Origin of the sequence: Acidiphilium sp. AL (assembly GCF_025499445.1) — a bacterium.
GTDB lineage: Bacteria > Pseudomonadota > Alphaproteobacteria > Acetobacterales > Acetobacteraceae > Acidiphilium > Acidiphilium iwatense.
Window position 1 is genome coordinate 82,803 of the sequence record NZ_JAIMBZ010000008.1, and the last position, 19,947, is coordinate 102,749.

Consider the following 19,947-nt stretch of genomic DNA (forward strand, 5'->3'; position numbering starts at 1 on the left):
ACCCGAATCTCGGGCGGTTGATTTGCGCGCGCGGCAGGCGCAACCATTGGCGATGGACATGAAGCTGGACCCCAACGAGATCGTCCTGCGCGAAGCCGCCGAAGCGGCGCGCGCGGCGAGCAGCGCCCTGGCCCAGACCCCGGCCGCGCTGCGCGATGCCGCGCTGCGCGAAGCCGCCGCGGCGCTGCGCCGTCATGCGCCGGACATCCTCGCCGCCAATGCCCAGGACATCGCGACCTCTACCGGAACCGAAGCGTTCCGCGACCGCCTGCTCCTGACCGAGGCGCGAATCGCGGCGATGACGGAAGGGATCGAAACCGTCGCCGCTCTGCCCGACCCGCTGGACCGCACCCTCGCGAAGTGGACCAGGCCGAATGGCCTGGTGATCCGCCGCGTCGCGCAGCCGATCGGCGTGATCGGCATGATCTATGAAAGCCGGCCGAATGTCGGCGCCGATACCGCCGCGATCTGCCTGAAATCCGGCAACGCCGTCCTGCTCCGCGGCGGCAGCGAGAGTTTCTTCTCTGCCTGCGCGATCCACGCCGCCTTCGCCGAAGGGCTGCGCGAAACCGGCCTTCCCGAAACCTGCGTGCAGATCGCGCCGACCGCCGATCGCGGCTTCGTCGCCGCCATGCTGGCCGGCGCCGGGCTGATCGATCTCATCATCCCGCGCGGCGGCCGCTCCCTGGTCGAGCTTGTGCAGCGCGAGGCACGGGTGCCGGTGCTCGCCCATGCGGAAGGGCTGAACCACACCTATGTTCACCAAGCCGCCGACCCCGAAATGGCCCGCCGGGTCGTGGCGAACGCCAAAATGCGCCGCCCCGGCGTATGCGGCGCCACTGAAACGCTGCTGATCGACGCCGCGATCGCGCCCGGCCTGCTGCCCTCCCTGGTCGCCGATCTCGCCGCACTCGGCTGCGCTTTCCGGGCGTGCGGCCGGGCACGCGCCATCGTCCCCGCACTTCCCGCCGCGACCGAAGGCGATTTCGATACCGAATGGCTGGACGCGATCCTGTCGGTCAAGGTGGTGGACGACATCGACGACGCCCTGGCCCATATCGCACGCCACGGCTCGTCGCACACCGAAGCCATCATCACGGAAGACCGCGCCACCGCCGGGCGGTTCCTCGCCGGCATCGACAGCGCGGTCGGAATGTGGAACGCCTCCACCCAGTTCTGCGACGGCGGGGAATTCGGCTTCGGCGCCGAAATCGGCATCGCCACCGGGCGCATCCACGCGCGCGGCCCGGTCGGGCCGGAGCAGCTCACCACGTTCCGCTATCAGGTCATCGGGAATGGACAGGTGCGGCCCTGAAGGATCACGCCTTGCCGCGCTTCGGCGACCGGCGCCCTCTGCGAATCGGATTGCTCGGCGGCAGCTTCAATCCCGCCCATGCCGGCCACGCGCATATCGCCAGCGCCGCGCTGCGGCGCCTCCGCCTCGATCAGATCTGGCTCCTGGTCTCGCCCGGCAATCCCCTGAAGAACGGCAACGGCATGGCGCCGCTCGCGGCACGCCTTGCCTCGGCGCGGGCGATCGCCGACGGGCGGCGCATCGTCGCCACCGCGATCGAAACCGCGCTCGGCACGCGCTACACCGCCGATACGCTGGCGCAACTGCGCAGGCGGTTTCCGCGCGCGCGTTTCGTGTGGCTGATGGGAGCGGACAACCTCGCTCAATTGCCGCGCTGGAATCGCTGGCGTGCGATCACCCGCCTGATCCCGATCGCTGTGCTGCCGCGCCCCGGTGAAACCCGCCGCGCCCTTGCCGGGGCGGCGGCACAGGCGCTGCGCCGGTCGAGGATGCCGCCGCGCCGCGCCGCAACGCTTGCCGCCCTGCCCGCTCCGGCATGGGCATGGTTGCCGATTCGCGAAAATCCGCTATCAGCCACGGCATTGCGCGCTCATGCCAAAAGCCGTTCTCGAGGAGAATTTCCATAGCCCGCCCACCGAGCCGCTCGAATCCGCCATCGCCCGCCGCGCGTAAGCCGGCGGCGAAGCGCAAGCCGCCGAAACTCGCCGAAGCCGCCCCCAAGGCGCCGGGCACGCCGCGCAAGAAAGCCGTGATCGCCGGGCCGAAACCGGCGCGCGCGCATAAAGCGGCGCGGGATAAATCGTCCGACCGGCTGGAGGCGATGCAGAGCGTCATCACCAGCAGCCTCGCCGACGACAAGGCCGAGAATATCGTCGCACTCGACCTTGCCGGCCGCGCCAGCTTCGCGGATCGCATGGTGATCGCCACCGGCCTCGCCGACCGGCAGATTTCCGCGATGGCGACCCATCTGATCGAGAAACTGGCCGAACTCGGCGTCAAGCGCGTGCAGACCGAGGGCGCGGCCGGATCGGACTGGGTACTGGTCGATGCCGGAGACATCGTGGTTCATCTGTTCAAGCCGGACTCGCGCACGCTCTACGCGCTCGAAAAAATGTGGGGTGCGGATCTGGATGATCCCGCCTGACCGGAGGCGGATTTGACAGTCGCGGCCGGCAGACTGCGCATCGTCGCGATCGGGCGCGACACCACCGGCCCCGAAACCGAACTTTTGCGCCGCTACGTGGCACGGCTCAGGCCGCCGCCCGAGCTGATCGCTTTGCCCGACGGGCACGGCAGCCCGGTCGAAATCAAGCGCCGCGAGGCCGAGGCGATCCTCAAGCGCCTCGGCGCCGGCGATTTCGTGATCGCCCTCGATCAGGCGGGTTCGGCCCCCGACAGTCTCGGCCTTGCCGCGCAGCTCGCCCGCTGGCGCGAAACCGGCCGTGCGCTTGCCTTCGTGATCGGTGGCGCCGAGGGTCTGGACGGCGCGGTGATCGGAAGGGCGGAGGCGACGCTGTCGCTCGGCCGCCTCACCTTCCCGCATCTGCTCGCCCGCGCGATCCTTGCCGAGCAGCTCTACCGCGCGCAGAGCATACTCGACGGTCACCCCTATCACCGTGCCGGCCGGCCAACGCGCTGAGGCCGCTATCGCGAGGCGCACTGCGACGGCGCGACCCCATGCCGCAACAGCCCGGCTGGATTGTGTTGATTCGGATTGTAAAATAGTTAGATTGCCTACCTTATTGACATAAACGGCCTGGAGCCGCACCAACCCATGACTCCGATCTGGCTTGAATCTCGCCCCGTCACGATTGTCTTCTGGCTGGCTTTCGCCGCTTGTTTCCTGCCGGAAATGATCGGTGCGCGCTGGCAAGCCTCCGGCAAAGCCGATCGGCGCCACGACCGCTGGTCGCATCCGATCCTGATCGTCGGGCTGGTAGGCGGCGCTACCCTCGCCTTCAACGTCTCGGCTTCGTGGCCGGCGGCCCGCATCGGCGCGGGCCAGGCGGCGATGCTGCTTGCCGGAACCCTGGTCATGGTCGGCGGCGCCGCGTTCCGTTGGTATTCGATCCGCGTTCTCGGCCGGTTCTTCACGCGCGACGTCGCGATTCGCGAAGGTCATCGGATCGTCCGCGACGGCCCCTATCGTTACCTTCGCCATCCATCCTATAGCGGCGGGATTCTTTCGATGTTCGGCGTCGGCCTGGCGCTCGGCAATTGGGTCAGCCTCGCCGTCATCACCGGCGCGGCTCTCGCCGTCTACGCCTATCGCATGAAGGTGGAAGAACAAGCGCTGTCCGAAGCCTTCGGCGACTCCTATCGCGCCTACCGGCGCGAAACCAAGCGGCTTCTTCCCTTCGTCTATTGAACGGACGACCGAAAGCCCATGACCGACAGCACCGGCATCAGGCGATCCGCACTGCGAAACGGTACCGGCGTCGCCGGCGAAATCCTGGTCAATTTCGTGCTTCCCTATGCGATCTATGCCGGTTCGGAAGCGTATATTGGCAAGGTCCACGCCCTGCTCGCGGCATCGGCACCGCCGATCGTCTGGAGCGTCACCGAATTTATCCGCAAACGCCGCATCGACGCGGTCTCCATGCTGGTGATCGCCGGCATCGTCCTCTCGATTCTCGCCTTTTTCGGCGGCGGCTCGGTGCGTTTCCTGCAATTGCGCGAAAACCTGGTCACCGGCCTGATCGGTCTGGTGTTCCTCGGCTCGGCGGCGATCGGCAAGCCGCTGATCTACCAGCTCGCCCGCGCGAGCATGATGCGGAAATCCCCGACCGAGGCGGAACGGTTCGAACGGCTGCGCGACAACCGGCATTTCCGCCGCACCATGACGATCATGACCCTGGTCTGGGGGGGCGGCCTGATCGCCTCGGCCGCACTCGCCTGCGTGTTGGTTTTCACCATGTCGATCCGGCATTACCTCATCGCGAGCCCGATCATCGGCTACGGGATTATCGGCCTTCTGATCCTCTGGAGCACCTGGTATGGCAAGCGGCAGAGGCGGCGTGGCGAAGCCGCCCGCGCCGTTGGCCTGACCTCGATCTGACGGCCCGGTTTCATTTGCGCGCCGGGTTCGATAGGAAAGATGCCATGACCGGCTGGATCACCCGCAAGCGCGTCCTGTTCGCGTTCGAAATCCTGTTCAACTTCCTGCTCCCCTGGGCGTGCTACCGGCTGGCCAAACCGCATGTCGGCCAGATCCACGCCATCATGGCCTCCGCCGCCCCGCCGATGGCCTGGAGCCTGATCGAATTCGCCCGCAAGCGGCGCATCGACGCGATTTCGGTCATGGTGCTCGGCGGCATCGGGCTTTCGCTGGTCGGTTTCGCGCTCGGCGGCTCGCCCAAATTGCTGCTGATGCGCGAATCCCTCATCACCGGCCTGATCGGCATCGTTTTCATCGCCTCGGCGATCATCGGCAAACCGCTGATCTATGTCCTCGCGAGCGCCAGCCTCAAGCGCCAATCGCCCGAAGACAGCGCGGAATTCGCGGCCTTTCGGGACCGCCCCGGCTTTCGCCGCATGATGACGATGATGACCATCGTTTGGGGCGCGGGATTCATCGCCGAAACGACCATCCGCAGCGTGCTGGTGTTTTCGCTGCCGGTGGGCCGGTTCCTGATCGTCGGCCCGATCGTCGGCTACGCCACCATCGGGCTCCTCATGGTCTGGACGTTTCTCTACGGCCGCGCGGCGGAGAAGCGCGGCGTCATGGCGGCGAACGACCCCTGACGATCGCCGGCATGGTCCCGAACCATGCAATCGACACGCCCCTTGCAAACCGATCCTTGCGAAATCGGCATGAGTCGAACGGCGCCCGTGGTATTAATATATTCGGCAGTGGCAATGGCCACGCTGGTCATGCCGCATATCGACAACATCGAAGCCGATGGTGAGTCCGATGCGCCACCCAGTTCGCTCGCTGATCGTCACAACCCTCGCGGCAGTGGCCACGCTGGCCCTATCCGGCGGCACCGCCCGCGCGGCGCCGACAACCTATGGCCACTCGCTGTTCTGCCAGGCCACCGCGTTCCGCGACCATGAGGCGATCGGATTCCCCGCCTATTGCCGGAGCATCGCGGCCGCGCTGCGCAGCAACGGCCAGTTCAGCGCGGCCCTCGCCAATGCCCACCGGGTCGATGCGACCATTCTGTTCACCGCTCTGCCCGATGGCCGGATCGTCGCCGCTCTGTTCGTCGACGGCACCGGCCATATGGTGATCGACCGGGGCCTGATGAACGCGCTGCAGCCGGTGCGGTATGAGCTTGAGTCGCATCACGCTCAGACCTTCCTGCTGCCGATCGGGCTTCAGGTGGTCGACAATACCCCGGTCGCGGTCTATCGGCTGAGAAATCGGTAATTAAATTTCAAACTTGCCGAAAACCCGACCCAGACGCTGATTCTCCCTTGAGTTGCCATCACGGGATCACTAAAACTTAACATGGTGGACATCAGGGGCAACTCCCTGCGGACATGGCAGATCGAGCTTCTTTTGACCATCGAGAAGGCTGAATCCGCATGTCATCCGTGCCGGAGGTGTTCGCGATTTGCCGTCCTACCTTGCACCTGAGCTTGTGCCCGCCCCTCCCGAACCGGCACAAGGACTCCGCTCCATCATCGCCGCGTTCGACTGGGCGAGGACTTCGCTTGGGCCGATCGCGACCTGGCCGGACATTCGCCGCACCACGCTCGACCTGATTCTTCCCTCGAAGTCGGCGATCGCGACGCTCTGGGGCGCGGACGGAATCATGATCTACAACGAGGCCTATGGCCGCTTCGCCGGCCGGCGGCATCCGGCGATTTTAGGTATGCCGATCGAACGGGCCTGGCCGGAGATGGCCGAGTTCAGCCGCTCCGTGCTCGATCAGGTTCATAGCGGCCTGGCGATGCGCTACCGGGATCACGAACTGATCCTGAACCGGAACGGCAGACCCGAGCAAGTCTGGCTCAACTTCAGTTGCAGCCCGATTGCCGATGCGGCGGGACGAATCGACGGCGTGCTGGTCATCATCGCCGAGACGACCGGCCGGATCCGCGAGTACGAACGGGTGGAGGGCGCGCTGCGCCAGGCCCAGAAAATGGAGGCAATCGGCCAGCTTACCGGTGGAATTTCACATGATTTCAACAACTTGCTCACCGGTATTCTCGGCAATCTCGACATGCTCGCCGCAAGGCTGGATCAAGGTGACCGCGAATCCGCGAATTCCTATCTCGACGGCGCCCGCAGCGCCGCGAGTCGCGCCGCCGGCCTGACCCAGCGGCTTCTCGCATTTTCCCGGTGCCAGACCCTCACCCCGGCCCCGATCGATGTCGAAATCCTGCTTGCCGATATGCAGGAGCTGATCGGCTGCACCGTCGGGCCGGCCATTACGGTCGCCAGCCGATGCGAAGCGGGGGTATGGACGCCCTATTGCGATCGTAACCAGCTCGAAAATGCCCTGCTCAACCTTGCGATCAACGCGCGCGACGCGATGCCGGACGGGGGCACCCTCACCATCGAAGCGGCCAATGCGACCCTTCGCTCATCCGGGATGAAGGATGGCTGCGAACCCGGTGATTACGTGATGCTCTCGGTTACCGATACCGGGACCGGAATGAGCGCCGACACGCTCACCCGAGCCTTCGAGCCGTTCTTCACGACCAAACCGAGCGGTCAGGGCACCGGGCTCGGGCTGTCGATGGTCTACGGCTTCATCAAGCAATCGGGCGGGCACATCGAGCTTCGCAACATGCCGTGCGGCGGCGTCGTCGTGCGGCTGTTCCTGCCGCGCCGTCGCGGCGCCGCGCAACCCGACCCGCTCCCCGATCGCTTCCCATGCCCTGCGCCTTCCCGGCTCGCGCGCCCTGGCGAAACCATCCTCATCATCGATGACGAAGCCTGTCTGCGCTCGGTTCTGGGCGATATGCTCGGCGAACTGGGTTTCGCGGTGCTCGAAGCGCAGGACGCCGAAACCGGGCTCGGCATCGTGCGGTCCGCCGCCCGAATCGACCTGCTGATCGCCGATATCGGCCTGCCGGGCCGGATGAACGGTCAACACCTCGCGACGCGAGCGCGGGACGAACGTGCGGATTTGCCGGTCTTGTTCATGACCGGCTTCACCGAAGGGGGCGAACCGGCGAATGCCTCGGCCGCGCCGGATACCGATCTGCTGGCGAAGCCGTTTTCGTTCGATCAGCTTGCAACCCGGATCGCCCGGCTGCTCGGGCGGTAAAATATCTCGGGCGCGGTTCAGCCGCGCAGGATATCCCGCAAGGCGCGGGCCTGATCCGGCCAGCCGGGAAGGCTGCGGGCATGGGTCCAGGCGTGACCGCCCATGTCGGCGCGCAGGGAGGGGCTGAAAATCAGCCTGCGCATCGCCTTGGCGAGCTGCGTCGCGTCATCGACCGGAGCAACCACGCCCGCCGCCGGCGGCACCAGGCTGCCGGCCGCGCCGCCGTCGGTGATCGCCACCGGCAGGCCGCGCGCCATCGCCTCGGCGATCGCCATGCCGAATCCCTCGAACCGGGTTGCCAAGGCGAATAATTCGGCATCCGCCCATGCCCGCTCCAGCGCCTCGCCTTCGAGCGCACCCCGCCGATCCACCCGAGCGGCAATGCCAAGTGTCGTGACCAGCGTGTCGAGCTCGGCGGCATAGGCCGGATCGCGCGGCTCTCCGGCCAGGATGAGCCGCCAGTCCAGATCGGCGAGCGTCGCGAGCGCTCTGAGCAGGATATCGTGGCCTTTGCGATAGCTCAGCGTGCCGAGGCTCAGGATCGTGCATTGCGTGCCGTCCGGCCGGTTCGGGTCGATCGCGCGGCGCGGCTGCTGATCGGTCCCCGGCACAAGCACATGCAGCCGCTCGCGGATCACGCCGAATTCACTCGAAAGCCGGTCGGCGATCGGTTCGCTCGCGGCGACGACCCGACCGAATCCCGGCAGCACGGCGAGTTCGAGCGATTTCAGCCGGCGCCGGCGCGGCTCGGGCGTTCCCGGTTCGAGCGCGGTCGGATGATGAACCAGGGCAACCGCACCGCGTGCCTGCAAGGCGGGAATCACCGCCTCCGCCGATTCGAAGGCCGCTCCTTCGACAATGATCATCTCGCCGTGACCGAACCGGGACGCGAGATCGGGCGCGGCCGGCCCGTCGAGTGCGACGATATCGGCCTCCCCGCCCATATCCCGCCAGGCGGTGAGCAGCCGGCGATGATAGAAAGACGCGCCGGTCACGGTTTCGAACGGCGCCGCGGTGATCAATGCAAGACGCATGCGGGACTGAATGCCATAGGCTGTCGGGACTGGCCACCCGGCTCCGCGCATCCCACCGTAACGGGACAACCATCACCTGCCATACCCGCAACAGGCAATCGCGAGGCGCGCAGCGCTGACGCCTGCGACATTGCCGTCATCACTAGGAGCGCAATGACGCGCGCCGAATGAATTTCATCCGGTGAGGTCAGCATTCCCCCTCAGGCCCGAACCGCAAGAGCGACCGGTGCCGCCGCTCGCTGCATCGGATGAGCTCCGCATGCGGACGGGTAGTGCGTGTCGGCCTCGCCCGGCCCCAGAGCCTGAACGATCGTCGCGATGACGCGCTGCTGGGTATCGATCGCCTGCAGCAGCAATGCCCGGTTCCTGCCGATCGCCGCATCGAGCCGCTGTCGGAGCGCCGCGCTTCCCGGCCGATCCTGCCCGAATGCCGGTACGGGGCGCGAATCGATCATCGATTCCAGGCGCATGATCGCCATGCGTTTGGTCTCGGCAAACCGGCAGCTTTCACTGAAATCGACTCTGGCCAGTGCATCGTTCTCCGCTTCGATCACGCGGGCCAGTTCGGCCGTCGCCGCGATCCATTCCGCCGTCTCGGGTGGTGCGGTCATCGCTGGAAGGCTCCCTTCATGGTGGTTTCACCGGTTGGTGCTTTGGCGGACAGTGCCCGTTCGATCATCGGCGCAAGACCCAGGCCGCCGCGCGCCTCCATCGATTTCGCGATCGCCTCGATCAGGAAAGGGCGAAACGCCCTGACCGCTCCGCCACTGCCGAAAGGCGGGTCGGCCTTGCCCAGAGTGGCGAATATCGGCTTGAGCAACTGGGCGATCGCCATCGCCTCGAATTTATGCGCGGCGGCCGCATCGCCGCCCGGCATGGAGGCCCGATTCTCCGGTCGCGGCAGATAGCGGGCTGCAATGGCGGGAACCGTGCCGGTCATTGCACGATCAACTGGGCCTGCAGCGCGCCCGCCGCCTTGATCGCCTGGAGAATGCTGATCATGTCGTGCGGCGCGACGCCCAGGGCGTTCAGCCCCGAAACGAGCTGGCGAAGGCTGATACTGCCCCGAAGTATGTCCAATTTCTTGCCTTTCCCTTTGTTGACCGAGATATGCGTCACCGCGGTCGCCACGGTATGCCCCGTCGCGAACGGGTTCGGCTGGCTGACCACCGGCAGATTGGTCACCCGGACCGTCAGATCGCCCTGGGCGATCGCCACCGTGCTGATCCGCACATCCGCGCCCATGACGATCGTGCCGGTGGCTTCATCGACCACCACGGTCGCCGGCACCGACGGCCTCACCCTCAAATCCTCGATATTCGCGAGATCCTGGACCACGTTGCGCCCTTTAAGATCCAGCGCGACAGTGCGCGGGTCGTCCATCGTCGCGACACCGGGCCCCAACCGCGCGTCGATCGCGCGGACGATGCGTTCGGCGGTGGTGAAATCGGGGTTGCGCAGCTCGAGCTTCGGCGCGGTCTGGGTTGCCAGGCTGAAATTGACCGAACGCTCGACGATCGCGCCATTGGTGATGCGCCCCACCGTCGGCACGCCCTGGGTGAAGGACGCGTTTGCCCCGTGCGCCGAAATCGCGCCGGTCACCAGAGACCCCTGTGCGACGGCATAAACCTGCCCATCGGCGCCGAGCAGCGGTGTGACCAGAAGCGTGCCGCCGGTCAGATCCTTGGCGTCGCCCATGGCCGACACCGTCACGTCGATCTGCTCGCCGCTGTGCGAAAATGCCGGCAGATTTGCGGTGACCATGACGGCGGCGATATCCTTGGTCCGCAATTGCGCCGCCTGATCCTGGGTATTGACCCCGAGCCGCTCCAGCATGCCGATCAGCGACTGGCGGGTGAAGATCGCGTTGTTGAGCGTATCGCCGGTACCGTTGAGGCCGACAACCAGCCCGTAGCCGATCAACTGATTGTCGCGGATGCCCTGGATATCGGTGATGTCCTTGATCCGCACCTGCGCCCAGGCCGGCGCCGCGCCCATAGGAAGCAGAACGAGCAGCAGCCCAAGCCGGACCAGCGATGTCAGGCGTCGTGCGACTCGGCGTTGGGGTCGGTCCGGCATGCTCACGAAGCCGGTTATCGCAGGGAAAAGTTAATAATTTGCAGCTATTTTCCGCCTCCAGGCTCGTTACCGGCCAAAATTCGCTGCCGGCCGATCCACCTTAATTCAATGGAGCACCGCGTGACCCGCATCGCATCGCTCGGCCGGTTCAGCCCTCTGGCGATGGCCGCGCCGAGCCCCCGCCCGGACAACCCGGACTTCACCGTCACCTCCCCGCCGCCGCGCCAGGCGGCGGTGGTGACGCCGGCCGGCCTGACCGGCCTGATCGCGTTGCAGGACGACGAATCGCCCTCACGGCGCGACCGCGCGGCGCAACGCGGCGCCAGACAGGCGCTCGATGCGCTTGGCGAGCTTCAGGCTGCCTTGCTGGGCGGCAGCCAGAGCACCGCCATGGCCGCGCTGAATGATGCGGTGGAGCGTATGGCGGAACCGGCCGATCCCGCGCTTGGCGCCATCATCGGGGCAATCCGGCTGCGGGCACGAATCGAACTCGCCCGGCGCCGGCGGATATGACGGCTCGATGAAATGCCGCCCCGCCGCTCTTGGCGGCGCCATGGTGCGCCGCTATAAGCCGCCCAGCATACGGCCCGCGGCGATCTCCGTACGGCCAGTCCGTTGGAGGAACTCGTATTCATGTTAATCACTCTTGCCCCGGATTATCTGCCGAGCGAGGATGAGGAGTTCATGAATCCGATGCAGGTCGAATATTTCCGGCAACGCCTGCAGCGCTGGCGCCACGACCTGCTGATGGAGGCGAACGGCACCCTGGCCAGCCTGTCCGAGGGCGGCATTCTCGAACCCGACATCACCGACCGCGCCAGCGTCGAGACGGATCGGGCGCTTGAGTTGCGCACCCGCGACCGGGCGCGCAAGCTGATCGGCAAAATCGATCAGGCGCTGGCCCGAATCGAAACCGGCACTTATGGGTTCTGTGAGGAAACTGGCGAGCCGATCGGCCTGAAGCGGCTGATGGCGCGCCCGATCGCCACATTATCCATCGAGGCCCAGGAGCGGCACGAGCGCCAGGAGCGCATCCAGCGCGACGACTGAGTTCTACAACCCCGCCATCTCGCGGAATTCCGCCTCGCCGAGCACAGTGACGCCCAGTGTCGTCGCCTTCGCCGCCTTCGACCCGGCATCGGCGCCGACCACGACGAGATCGGTCTTCTTCGACACGCTCTCGGTCACTTTCGCCCCCAAAGCCTCAGCCCGCGCCTTTGCCTCCGGGCGCGTCATCGTCTCCAGAGTGCCGGTGAACACGATGGTCTTGCCGGCCAGCGCACCACCCGACGCGATCTGCACCTCATCCTCGATCGCCAGCGGCGCGACCAGCCGGTCGAGCAGGGCACGATTATGCGGCTCGGTGAAAAACCCGGCGAGTTCCTCGGCGATCGACGGGCCGATTCCCGAAATCGAACCCAATTCGAGCCGCGCATCCGACCCGATCGTGCCGGCCGCCTCCATCTGCCGGCGCCATTCGCCGTAGCTGCCGTAATGGCGCGCGAGCAGCCGCGCATTCGCCTCGCCGATCCGCCTTATGCCGAGCGCAAAAATGAACCGCGCGAGCGGAATTTTCCGCCGCGCCTCGATCGCGGCCACCAGCTTGCGGGCCGAGGTTTCGCCCCACCCCTCCAGCGCCGCGATCTCGCCGGCCCGCGCGGGCAGCGCAAAAACATCGGGCGCGCTTTCCAGCCAGCCCCGCGCATGGAAATCCCGCACCGTCTTCTCGCCCATCCCGTCGATATCGAAGGCCGCGCGGGAGCAAAAATGGATCAGCCGTTCCACCACCTGGGCCGCACACGAGAGCCCGCCGGTGCAACGCCGCACGGCCTCGCCCGCCGGGCGAATCGCCAACGAGCCACACACCGGACAATGATCGGGAAACCGGAACGGCACGCTCGCCGCCGGCCGGTGTTCCGGCAAAACCCGCAGAATCTGCGGAATCACATCGCCAGCCCGCTGCAATTCGACGGTATCGCCCACGCGGACATCCTTGCGCGCGATCTCGTCTTCATTGTGCAGCGTCGCGTGCTGCACCAGCACCCCGCCCACATTCACCGGATCGAGCGCCGCGCGCGGCGTCAGCGCCCCGGTCCGGCCCACCTGGATATCGATCGCGCGCAATGTGGTGATCGCACGCTCGGCGGGAAATTTCCACGCCACCGCCCAGCGCGGCGCGCGGCCGGCAAATCCAAGCCGCTCCTGCATCGCGAGATCATCGATCTTGTACACCACACCATCGATATCGTAGTCGAGCGCCGCCCGCCGCTCGCCGATGCTCCGCTGAAATTCCTCGGCCTCCGGCTCGGCGATCCGTTCGGCCAGCGGATTGACCGAAAATCCCCAGCGTTCGAGCCTGCGCAAATAATCCCAATGCGTATCGGCAACCTTCGCGCTCGCCGCGCCCCGCGCATAGGCGAACAACGACAACCGGCGCGATGCCGTAACCGCCGGATCGATCTGTCGCAAACTGCCCGCGGCAGCGTTGCGCGGATTGGCGAATTGCCGCGCCTGGCCGGCATTCAGCGCCAGAAAGTCGCGCTTGGTCATATAGACCTCGCCTCTGATCTCGATGAAATCCGGCGCATCCTCCGGTAGTGTATCGGGCAGGCCGGCGAGCGTGCGCAAATTCGCCGTCACATCCTCGCCTTCGGCTCCATCGCCACGCGTCGCCCCGCGCACGAAACGCCGATTCTCGTAGGTCAGCGAAATCGACAGCCCGTCGATCTTCGGCTCGGCCACAAACGCCAGCGGCACCGGCCCAAGGTTCAGAAAACGTCGTATCCGCGCGCAGAATTCGGCAAATTCCTCAGGCGCGAAAACATTGTCGAGCGACAGCATCGGCTGGCGATGCCTGATCTTCGCAAAAGCGCCGGACGGCGCCGCGCCAACCCGGTCGAGCGCCGCGCCAAGCGCTGGATCGGCGGCTCGCAACGCCTCGGCCTCGCGTTTCAACGCGTCATACGCCGCATCGTCCATGATCGGCCGGTCGTCGCGATGATAGGCGAGATCGGCCTCGGCGATCCGCGCCAGCAATTCGTCGATCCGAAGCTTCGGGTCGTTCCTGTTCATGATTCCGCCATCAGGCTGAGTGCTGCGTCACGGGCGGCATCGGTGATCGTCTCGCCGGCCAGCATCCGGGCGATTTCTTCCCGCCTTGCCGCCGCGTCGAGCCGGCCCACCAATGTCTGCGCGCGCGAACGCCCGGCCAGTTTCGCGACCTGGAAATGCGTGCCGGCCCGTGCCGCGACCTGCGGCGAATGCGTCACCACCAGCACCTGGGTGCCGGCGGCGATCCGCGCGAGCCGTTCGCCCACGGCCGCGGCGGTCGCACCTCCGATGCCGCTGTCCACCTCGTCGAAAATCAGCGTACCGACCGGCGATTCGCCGGCAAGCACGACATTGAGCGCCAGCAGCAGGCGCGACAGCTCGCCGCCGGACGCCACCTTGTCGATCGCCCCCGGCTGATCGCCCGGATTGGTCGCGATCAGGAACCGCACCTGATCGGCACCCCGCGCGCCCCATTGCGCCTCCGGCAGATCGGCGCGTTCCACCACGAATCGCGCCCGGTCAAGCTTGAGCGGCGGCAATTCGCGCGCCACCGCCTTCGCCAACCGCTCGGCGGCCCGGTTCCGCGCCACCATCAGCGCGCCAGCGGCGGCGATATAGGCCGCGCGGGCCATCTTTGCCGTGGCGGCGCAACGGGCGAGATCGGCGGTACCGGCGTCGAGCGTCGCGAGCCGCGCCGCGAACTGGTCGAGCAACTCGGGAAGTTCGGATACGGCGACCGCATGTTTGCGCGCCATGGCGCGGAGCGAAAACAGCCGCTCCTCAATCGCTTCCAGCCCGCGCGGGTCGGCCTCGGCTTCGGCGCTCGCGCGCGACAACAGGGTCTCCGCCTCGGCCAGCGCCTCCTCGGCGCGTTCGAGCGCCTCGAGCGCGAGCGCGACCGTCCCGTCCGCCTCCGTCTCGGCGATCCGTGCCAGCACGCGCGCGGCCCCGCGCAGGGTCGCGGCCGGCCCGGCCGAGCGGCGTTCGCGCGGCGCGAGTTCGGCCAGTGCGGAGTCGATCGCCTCGGCGCGCCGTTCCGCGCCCTGCAACCGTTGCCGGCTCGCGGCCAGCGCATCCTCCTCGTCAGCGCGCGGGGCGAGGCCTGAGAGTTCGTCCACCGCATGACGAAGAAAATCCTCGTCACGCCGTGCCTCGGCAAGCGCGGTCTCGGCCACCCCGAGTGCCGCTTCGGCGACGCGCCACGCCGTATGGGCCGAAACCACGGACTCCCGAAGCCCCGGCTCGACCCCGTATTCGTCGAGCATGGCGAGTTGGACCCCCGGATCGGCGAGACCGATCTGCGCGTGCTGGCCCTGGATTTCGATCAGCAGATCGGCAACCCGGCGCAGCAATCCGGCACCCACCGGCTGATCGTTGATCAGGGCGCGGGATTTACCGTCGCGCGCCACGATGCGGCGGAGCAGGATCTCCTCGCCCGGCTCGATTCCCTGCTCGGTCAGCAGCGTCTGGGCAGGGTGCGCCGCCGGCACGGCGAAGGACGCGGCCACCACCGATTGCTTCGCCTCGGCGCGGATCAGCCCGGCATCGGCGCGCGCGCCGAGTGCGAGGCCCAGCGCGTCGAGAAGGATGGATTTCCCCGCCCCGGTCTCGCCGGTGAAAACGGTCAGTCCCTGGTCGAAAGCCAGATCGAGCCGGTCGATCAGCACCACGTCGCGGATCGAGAGCGCGGTGAGCATGGCGCCGGCACGCCCCCGGTCAGAACAGCCCGAACAGGAAGCCGCCCGACCGCTTGGGCTTCGCCACCCCGTTCAGCAGCCCATGGGCGCGCAGCTTGGCGTAGGCGTCCCGATACCAGCGCGAGCCGGGATAATTGTAGCCGAGCACGGCGGCGGTGCGGTGCGCCTCCTTGGTCAGGCCGAGATCGAGATAGCATTCGACCAGCCGTTCCAGTGCCTCGGGAACGAAGGTCGTGGTCTGGAAGTCCTGCACCACCGCCTGGTATTTGATGATCGCCGCTGCGTAGAGATTCTGCCGCTCGTAGAACCGCCCGATCGCCATTTCATGTCCGGCGAGCCGGTTTTCCGCCAGGCGAAGCTTGACCCGCGCATCCCGCGCATAGGCGCTGTCGGGGAATCGGGTGACGACATCCTGCAGCGCCTGCACCGCTTCGAGGGTGAAAGTCTGGTCGTGCCGCACGCCCTCGATCTGTTCGTAATAGCAGAGCGCGCGCAAATAATAGGCGTAGGCCGCTTCCGGGCTCGCCGGATGGAGCTGGATGAAGCGGTTGAGCGCGCCGACCGCCGTGGTGAAATCCTGCCGCCGGTATTCGGCATAGCCGTGCAGAAGCTCCGCATGGGTCGCCCAGGTCGAATACGGATAATTGACTTCGACCTCGTTGAACGCCGCCGAGGCTTTCTTGTTCTCGCCTTTCCGCAGATAGGCGAGGCCATTGGCGTAGAGCGTCCCCGCGGGCGGCAGAATTTTTTCCTTGCCCGACGCCGCGTCCTTTCCGGTGTGCGGATGGCCGCCGCCGAACAGGCCGCAGCCGCCGAGGGCAAGCGGCGCGAGAACGATCAGATGCCTGAGCCGCGTCATACTGGACCTCGGCGGCACAGGATTGGCGGCAGGGCGGGGATACGGGCCGGTCTGGGGGTGCGCGTGCGTCATCGGGGCGGGCTTATAGCATGTGATTCGGGCGCGCGAAGCCTCGGCAGTTATGGAGAGAGTCGCTATCGCCGCGCGCGGGTTGCAAAACCCGCGCAAACTGCGTATTTCCAGGCCAGCCGCGCGCATGATGTGCGCGGCCCGTTTCCGCATGGGAATGATGTTCAACCAGCCCGGCCCCTCAGCACCGGGCAGTCGCGACGAAACGCCCCGGATGGTGGGCGCGGCGCGCAAGCCAACCCGGCCGGCCCACCGGCCTCGTTTCAAGGATCAAGACCGCTTCATGGGTTCAACCGCAACTGCCATGCGCTCGCAAGGCGCTCACGATTTCACCAACGCTACAGGTTCGGGCACCGAGGATTTCGCCGCCCTGCTCGACAGCACCTTGGGCAGCAACACCGGGTTCGAAGGCTCGGTCGTCTCGGGCCGGGTCTCGCGCATCGACGATGATTTCGTCGTCGTCGATGTCGGCCTGAAAAGCGAAGGCCGCGTTCCGGTCAAGGAATTCGGCACCCAGGAAGTCAAGCCGGGCGACGTGTTCGATCTCTATATCGAGCGCTACGAGGACAAGGACGGTTCGATCGTCCTGTCGCGCGAGAAGGCGCGGCGCGAGGAAGCCTGGACCATGCTGGAACGGGCCCACGAAGCACAAACCAGAGTCAACGGCGTCATTCATGGCCGGGTCAAAGGCGGCTTCACCGTCGATCTCGGCGGCGCCACCGCGTTCCTGCCGGGCAGCCAGGTCGATATCCGCCCGGTGCGCGATGTTACGCCTCTGATGGGCACGCCGCAGCCGTTCCAGATCCTGAAAATGGATCGCGCGCGCGGCAACATCGTCGTCTCCCGCCGTGCCGTCCTGGAAGAAACCCGCGCCGAGCAGCGCAGCGAGCTGATCCAGGGCCTCAAGGAAGGCCAGATCCTCGACGGTGTGGTGAAAAACATCACCGATTACGGCGCCTTCGTCGATCTCGGCGGCGTCGATGGCCTGCTCCACGTCACCGACATCGCGTGGCGCCGCATCAATCACCCGGCCGAGGCACTCACCATCGGCCAGCCGGTGCGCGTGCAGGTGATCCGCTTCAATTCCGACACCCAGCGCATCAGCCTCGGCATGAAGCAGCTCGAAACCGATCCGTGGGACGGTGTCGACGTCAAATATCCGCCTGGAATCAAGGTCACCGGCCGGGTCACCAACATCACCGATTACGGCGCCTTCGTGGAGTTGGAGCCCGGCGTCGAGGGGCTGGTTCACGTCTCCGAAATGTCCTGGACCAAAAAGAACGCCCATCCCGGCAAGATCGTCGCCACCAGCCAGGAAGTCGAGGTCATGGTGCTCGACGTCGATGCCGGCAAGCGCCGCATCTCGCTCGGGCTCAAGCAGGTCAGCCGCAACCCTTGGGAGCAGTTCATGGACGAACATCCCGTGGGCTCCGTGGTCGAGGGCGAGATTCGCAACACCACCGAGTTCGGCCTGTTCATCGGCCTCGCCCCGGAAATCGACGGCATGGTCCACATGTCCGACCTGTCGTGGGACGAGCCGGGCGAGCTTGCCATGGCGAAGTTCAACAAAGGCGATATCGTCAAGGCGAAGGTACTCGATGTCGATGTCGAAAAGGAGCGGATTAGCCTCGGCGTGAAGCAGCTTGAGGAAGACCCCGCCGCCGGCGTGCTCGACCGTGTCCACAAAGGCATGGTCGTGACCTGCGTGATCACCGCGGTTCAGGCCAACGGGCTCGAAGTGAAGGTGGACGACGTTCTCACCGGCTTCATCCGCCGCGCCGAACTCGCGCGCGACAAGGCGGACCAGCGCCCGGACAAGTTCGCCGTCGGCGAAAAGATCGACGCGAAGATCACCGCGGTCGATCGTGCGGCGCGCAAACTCCAGCTCACCGTCAAGGGCCGCGAGATCGACGAGGAGAAGCAGGCGATGGCCGATTTCGGCTCGTCGGATTCGGGTGCCTCGCTCGGCGACATCCTCGGTGCGGCGATCCGCCGCCGCAACCAGCAGGCCCAGACCGAAAACTGATCTTTTGCTCCCTCCAGCGCCTTCGGAAACGCCGCCCCACGGGCGGCGTTTTCTATTTTTGTCGCTCCTGAATCGTCATCCATGTCTGTCTACGCCGGATAGAGAAGTCACGATTTCTCACCGTTAGAGATGTCACAGCACCGACGTTCGGGGTCGGGCGTCGAGCGGCCGCGGAGCCGTCAGTTCGCGCAGTGCCCGATCGCCGGCCGATGCACGGGCCGTTCGGCTTCGGACTCTTCTCCGATTGCGCCGTTAGGCGCGGGAGGCACGTAGAGCTTCCGCGCCGCAAGCAGACATTCCGAACGTCGGAGAAGGGTGGTTAGCGCACCTTGATGGGCTTTAAGGAAGCGGTCTCAGTCCCCTCACGTCCGCTCGATGCTCAGCGTCCCTGGCGGCAATGGAGTCAGCAGGCCGGTTACATCCGCCGACAGGTCCAGCCATCGGGCGAAGTCGGCCTTCTCTAAAGATTACGGGCTGGCGGTTGGGGGGCGCCCGGCTGTCCTCGCCTGCCTCGGTCGTGATGATGGCAAAGCTCTCCAGCGGACCTTCCGCTGTCTCGGCCTTGTCCCAGAGCCCCGCGAACGACCACCAGTCCTCTATCGCAAGAGCCGAAACCTCCCGCGCCACGTGGAACTTGACGGCTACTATTGAGTGACGCTATATACCAGTAGTCAGTATCGATGAGTAGCCAGAGAGGGTGTTCGTGGGCAAGCAGATGACGGAGATGCTCAAGGGCACGCTGGAGGGCATCGTCCTCGCGATCCTGTCCGTGCAGCCCGAGTATGGCTACGAGATCACGGCACGGTTGCGGGAGCAGGGCTTCTCCGACATCGCCGAAGGCACCGTCTACGCCCTGCTCGTCAGGAACGAGCAAAAGGGCCTCGTCGACGTGGAGAAGATCCCGTCCGAGAAGGGGCCGCCGCGCAAGGTGTATTCGCTCAACGCTCAGGGACGGGAATATCTCGAAGAGTTCTGGAGGACCTGGAACTTCCTCGCGGAACGGCTCGAACAGCTCCACACAGGAAGGAAATAGACATGGCCACAGGGTGGATCGAGCAGATCACAGGGTCGATCGAGCAGAAGAGGCGCTACTGGCAGTACAAAGCGCGCACGGAACAGCTTCCCGCGAATTATCGCGCGGCAATCGATGCGCTGAATCGGTACCTGATGTACTTCGGGTCGATAACGAAAGGGGACACCCTGGTGTCGATGCTGGAGGATCTCGCAGATCTCTTCGAGCAGAGCGCGGCGAACGGAACCCCGATCCGCGCGATCGTTGGGGAGGACCCTGTGGAGTTCGCCGAGGCGTTTCTCCAAAACTACTCGGAAGGTCAGTGGATCAATAAGGAGCGGAAACGGCTGACCGACGCCATCGATCGCGTCGCGGGCAACGAACCGTAACGAAAGAGAGAGCGGATATCCATCAGGATGGAGGCACTAGGCAATGAATGACGTTGAACCGCGCCGGGAATCCTGGAGGCTCCAACTCTTGAGTAGGATGGAGCAATGGAAAAGCGGAAGACATCGAACAGATATTCACCTGAGGTCCGCGAACGCGCGGTGCGGATGGTGCTGGAGCATGGCAAGGATCAT

The 19,947-nt window shown here is 66.0% G+C and carries 22 protein-coding genes; 14 read left to right on the top strand and 8 right to left on the bottom strand.

The features are described from left to right. Positions 1-58: 58 nt before the first annotated feature. From AiwAL_RS07805 to AiwAL_RS07845, 9 genes are all read left to right on the top strand, one after another. Positions 59-1,315, top strand: a complete 1,257-nt coding sequence (locus tag AiwAL_RS07805) for a glutamate-5-semialdehyde dehydrogenase (protein ID WP_262312463.1) — start codon at positions 59-61, stop codon at positions 1,313-1,315. Between the two features lie 11 nt (positions 1,316-1,326). After that, a complete protein-coding gene (locus tag AiwAL_RS07810) occupies positions 1,327-1,941 on the top strand; it encodes a nicotinate-nucleotide adenylyltransferase (RefSeq protein ID WP_235703914.1) in 615 nt (204 codons plus the stop codon). 122 nt (positions 1,942-2,063) lie between these two features. After that, on the top strand, positions 2,064-2,459 hold the full coding sequence (rsfS, locus tag AiwAL_RS07815) for a ribosome silencing factor (RefSeq protein WP_235703915.1): 396 nt from the start codon (positions 2,064-2,066) through the stop codon (positions 2,457-2,459). Positions 2,460-2,492: 33 nt separating this feature from the next. Continuing rightward, on the top strand, positions 2,493-2,954 hold the full coding sequence (locus AiwAL_RS07820) for a 23S rRNA (pseudouridine(1915)-N(3))-methyltransferase RlmH (protein ID WP_262312469.1): 462 nt from the start codon (positions 2,493-2,495) through the stop codon (positions 2,952-2,954). A 135-nt stretch (positions 2,955-3,089) separates the two neighbouring features. After that, complete coding sequence (locus AiwAL_RS07825; RefSeq protein WP_262312464.1) at positions 3,090-3,683, top strand: isoprenylcysteine carboxylmethyltransferase family protein; 594 nt, start codon at positions 3,090-3,092, stop codon at positions 3,681-3,683. Positions 3,684-3,701: 18 nt separating this feature from the next. After that, on the top strand, positions 3,702-4,373 hold the full coding sequence (locus AiwAL_RS07830) for a VC0807 family protein (protein ID WP_235703917.1): 672 nt from the start codon (positions 3,702-3,704) through the stop codon (positions 4,371-4,373). A 44-nt stretch (positions 4,374-4,417) separates the two neighbouring features. Then, a complete protein-coding gene (locus AiwAL_RS07835) occupies positions 4,418-5,059 on the top strand; it encodes a VC0807 family protein (protein WP_235703918.1) in 642 nt (213 codons plus the stop codon). Positions 5,060-5,228: 169 nt separating this feature from the next. Continuing rightward, positions 5,229-5,687 (top strand): hypothetical protein, encoded by a 459-nt coding sequence (locus tag AiwAL_RS07840; protein ID WP_235703919.1) that lies wholly within the window; start codon positions 5,229-5,231, stop codon positions 5,685-5,687. A 187-nt stretch (positions 5,688-5,874) separates the two neighbouring features. Then, positions 5,875-7,539 carry an ATP-binding protein gene (locus tag AiwAL_RS07845; protein WP_235703920.1) on the top strand — a complete coding sequence of 555 codons (1,665 nt, stop codon included), beginning with the start codon at positions 5,875-5,877 and terminating at the stop codon, positions 7,537-7,539. Between the two features lie 17 nt (positions 7,540-7,556). On the opposite strand, the gene AiwAL_RS07850 is transcribed toward AiwAL_RS07845, so the two are convergent. From AiwAL_RS07850 to AiwAL_RS07865, 4 genes are all read right to left on the bottom strand, one after another. Beyond that, on the bottom strand, positions 7,557-8,573 hold the full coding sequence (locus AiwAL_RS07850) for a glycosyltransferase family 4 protein (RefSeq protein ID WP_235703921.1): 1,017 nt from the start codon (positions 8,571-8,573) through the stop codon (positions 7,557-7,559). A gap of 200 nt (positions 8,574-8,773) precedes the next feature. Then, entirely contained in the window at positions 8,774-9,184 is a 411-nt protein-coding gene (locus tag AiwAL_RS07855; protein WP_235703922.1) for a hypothetical protein, read from the bottom strand. Further along, the gene (locus AiwAL_RS07860; protein WP_235703923.1) at positions 9,181-9,513 is read right to left on the bottom strand and encodes a rod-binding protein; all 333 of its coding nucleotides are present in this window, start codon (positions 9,511-9,513) and stop codon (positions 9,181-9,183) included. Before AiwAL_RS07860 ends, AiwAL_RS07855 begins: the two co-directional genes overlap by 4 nt. Then, entirely contained in the window at positions 9,510-10,571 is a 1,062-nt protein-coding gene (locus AiwAL_RS07865; protein ID WP_235703934.1) for a flagellar basal body P-ring protein FlgI, read from the bottom strand. Before AiwAL_RS07865 ends, AiwAL_RS07860 begins: the two co-directional genes overlap by 4 nt. Positions 10,572-10,772: 201 nt before the next feature. Here AiwAL_RS07865 and AiwAL_RS07870 point away from each other — a divergent pair, with 201 nt between their 5' ends. Next, positions 10,773-11,165 (top strand): flagellar assembly protein FliX, encoded by a 393-nt coding sequence (locus AiwAL_RS07870; RefSeq protein WP_235703924.1) that lies wholly within the window; start codon positions 10,773-10,775, stop codon positions 11,163-11,165. A gap of 120 nt (positions 11,166-11,285) precedes the next feature. Next, complete coding sequence (gene dksA, locus AiwAL_RS07875) at positions 11,286-11,702, top strand: RNA polymerase-binding protein DksA (RefSeq protein WP_235703925.1); 417 nt, start codon at positions 11,286-11,288, stop codon at positions 11,700-11,702. A gap of 3 nt (positions 11,703-11,705) precedes the next feature. Here the strand turns inward: dksA and ligA are convergent, their stop codons facing one another. From ligA to AiwAL_RS07890, 3 genes are read right to left on the bottom strand one after another with little or no spacing between them, the layout of a single operon-like run. Beyond that, a complete protein-coding gene (ligA, locus tag AiwAL_RS07880) occupies positions 11,706-13,724 on the bottom strand; it encodes an NAD-dependent DNA ligase LigA (protein ID WP_262312465.1) in 2,019 nt (672 codons plus the stop codon). After that, complete coding sequence (gene recN, locus AiwAL_RS07885) at positions 13,721-15,400, bottom strand: DNA repair protein RecN (RefSeq protein WP_262312466.1); 1,680 nt, start codon at positions 15,398-15,400, stop codon at positions 13,721-13,723. The genes ligA and recN overlap by 4 nt, the downstream gene beginning before the upstream one ends. 19 nt (positions 15,401-15,419) lie before the next feature. After that, on the bottom strand, positions 15,420-16,259 hold the full coding sequence (locus tag AiwAL_RS07890; protein ID WP_235703928.1) for an outer membrane protein assembly factor BamD: 840 nt from the start codon (positions 16,257-16,259) through the stop codon (positions 15,420-15,422). Positions 16,260-16,632: 373 nt separating this feature from the next. Between AiwAL_RS07890 and rpsA the strand changes: the two genes are divergently transcribed. Further along, a complete protein-coding gene (gene rpsA, locus AiwAL_RS07895) occupies positions 16,633-18,354 on the top strand; it encodes a 30S ribosomal protein S1 (protein ID WP_262312470.1) in 1,722 nt (573 codons plus the stop codon). Between the two features lie 339 nt (positions 18,355-18,693). Here the strand turns inward: rpsA and AiwAL_RS20375 are convergent, their stop codons facing one another. Then, positions 18,694-18,981, bottom strand: coding sequence for an SOS response-associated peptidase family protein (locus AiwAL_RS20375; protein WP_407932532.1), 288 nt, complete (start codon positions 18,979-18,981; stop codon positions 18,694-18,696). 76 nt (positions 18,982-19,057) lie between these two features. Here AiwAL_RS20375 and AiwAL_RS07900 point away from each other — a divergent pair, with 76 nt between their 5' ends. Both AiwAL_RS07900 and AiwAL_RS07905 read left to right on the top strand, forming a co-directional pair. Further along, positions 19,058-19,387, top strand: coding sequence for a PadR family transcriptional regulator (locus AiwAL_RS07900; protein ID WP_235703929.1), 330 nt, complete (start codon positions 19,058-19,060; stop codon positions 19,385-19,387). Between the two features lie 2 nt (positions 19,388-19,389). After that, positions 19,390-19,755 (top strand): DUF1048 domain-containing protein, encoded by a 366-nt coding sequence (locus AiwAL_RS07905; RefSeq protein ID WP_235703930.1) that lies wholly within the window; start codon positions 19,390-19,392, stop codon positions 19,753-19,755. The last annotated feature ends 192 nt before the right edge of the window (positions 19,756-19,947 follow it).

Coding starts and splice junctions, on each gene's coding strand:
- AiwAL_RS07805 (WP_262312463.1), top strand. CDS start 59: ATGAAGCTGGACCCCAACGAGATCGTCCTGCGCGAAGCCGCCGAAGCG.
- AiwAL_RS07825 (WP_262312464.1), top strand. CDS start 3,090: ATGACTCCGATCTGGCTTGAATCTCGCCCCGTCACGATTGTCTTCTGG.
- AiwAL_RS07830 (WP_235703917.1), top strand. CDS start 3,702: ATGACCGACAGCACCGGCATCAGGCGATCCGCACTGCGAAACGGTACC.
- AiwAL_RS07835 (WP_235703918.1), top strand. CDS start 4,418: ATGACCGGCTGGATCACCCGCAAGCGCGTCCTGTTCGCGTTCGAAATC.
- AiwAL_RS07840 (WP_235703919.1), top strand. CDS start 5,229: ATGCGCCACCCAGTTCGCTCGCTGATCGTCACAACCCTCGCGGCAGTG.
- AiwAL_RS07850 (WP_235703921.1), bottom strand. CDS start 8,573: ATGCGTCTTGCATTGATCACCGCGGCGCCGTTCGAAACCGTGACCGGC.
- AiwAL_RS07855 (WP_235703922.1), bottom strand. CDS start 9,184: ATGACCGCACCACCCGAGACGGCGGAATGGATCGCGGCGACGGCCGAA.
- AiwAL_RS07860 (WP_235703923.1), bottom strand. CDS start 9,513: ATGACCGGCACGGTTCCCGCCATTGCAGCCCGCTATCTGCCGCGACCG.
- AiwAL_RS07865 (WP_235703934.1), bottom strand. CDS start 10,571: ATGGGCGCGGCGCCGGCCTGGGCGCAGGTGCGGATCAAGGACATCACC.
- dksA (WP_235703925.1), top strand. CDS start 11,286: ATGTTAATCACTCTTGCCCCGGATTATCTGCCGAGCGAGGATGAGGAG.
- ligA (WP_262312465.1), bottom strand. CDS start 13,724: ATGAACAGGAACGACCCGAAGCTTCGGATCGACGAATTGCTGGCGCGG.
- recN (WP_262312466.1), bottom strand. CDS start 15,400: ATGCTCACCGCGCTCTCGATCCGCGACGTGGTGCTGATCGACCGGCTC.
- AiwAL_RS07890 (WP_235703928.1), bottom strand. CDS start 16,259: ATGACGCGGCTCAGGCATCTGATCGTTCTCGCGCCGCTTGCCCTCGGC.
- rpsA (WP_262312470.1), top strand. CDS start 16,633: ATGCGCTCGCAAGGCGCTCACGATTTCACCAACGCTACAGGTTCGGGC.
- AiwAL_RS07905 (WP_235703930.1), top strand. CDS start 19,390: ATGGCCACAGGGTGGATCGAGCAGATCACAGGGTCGATCGAGCAGAAG.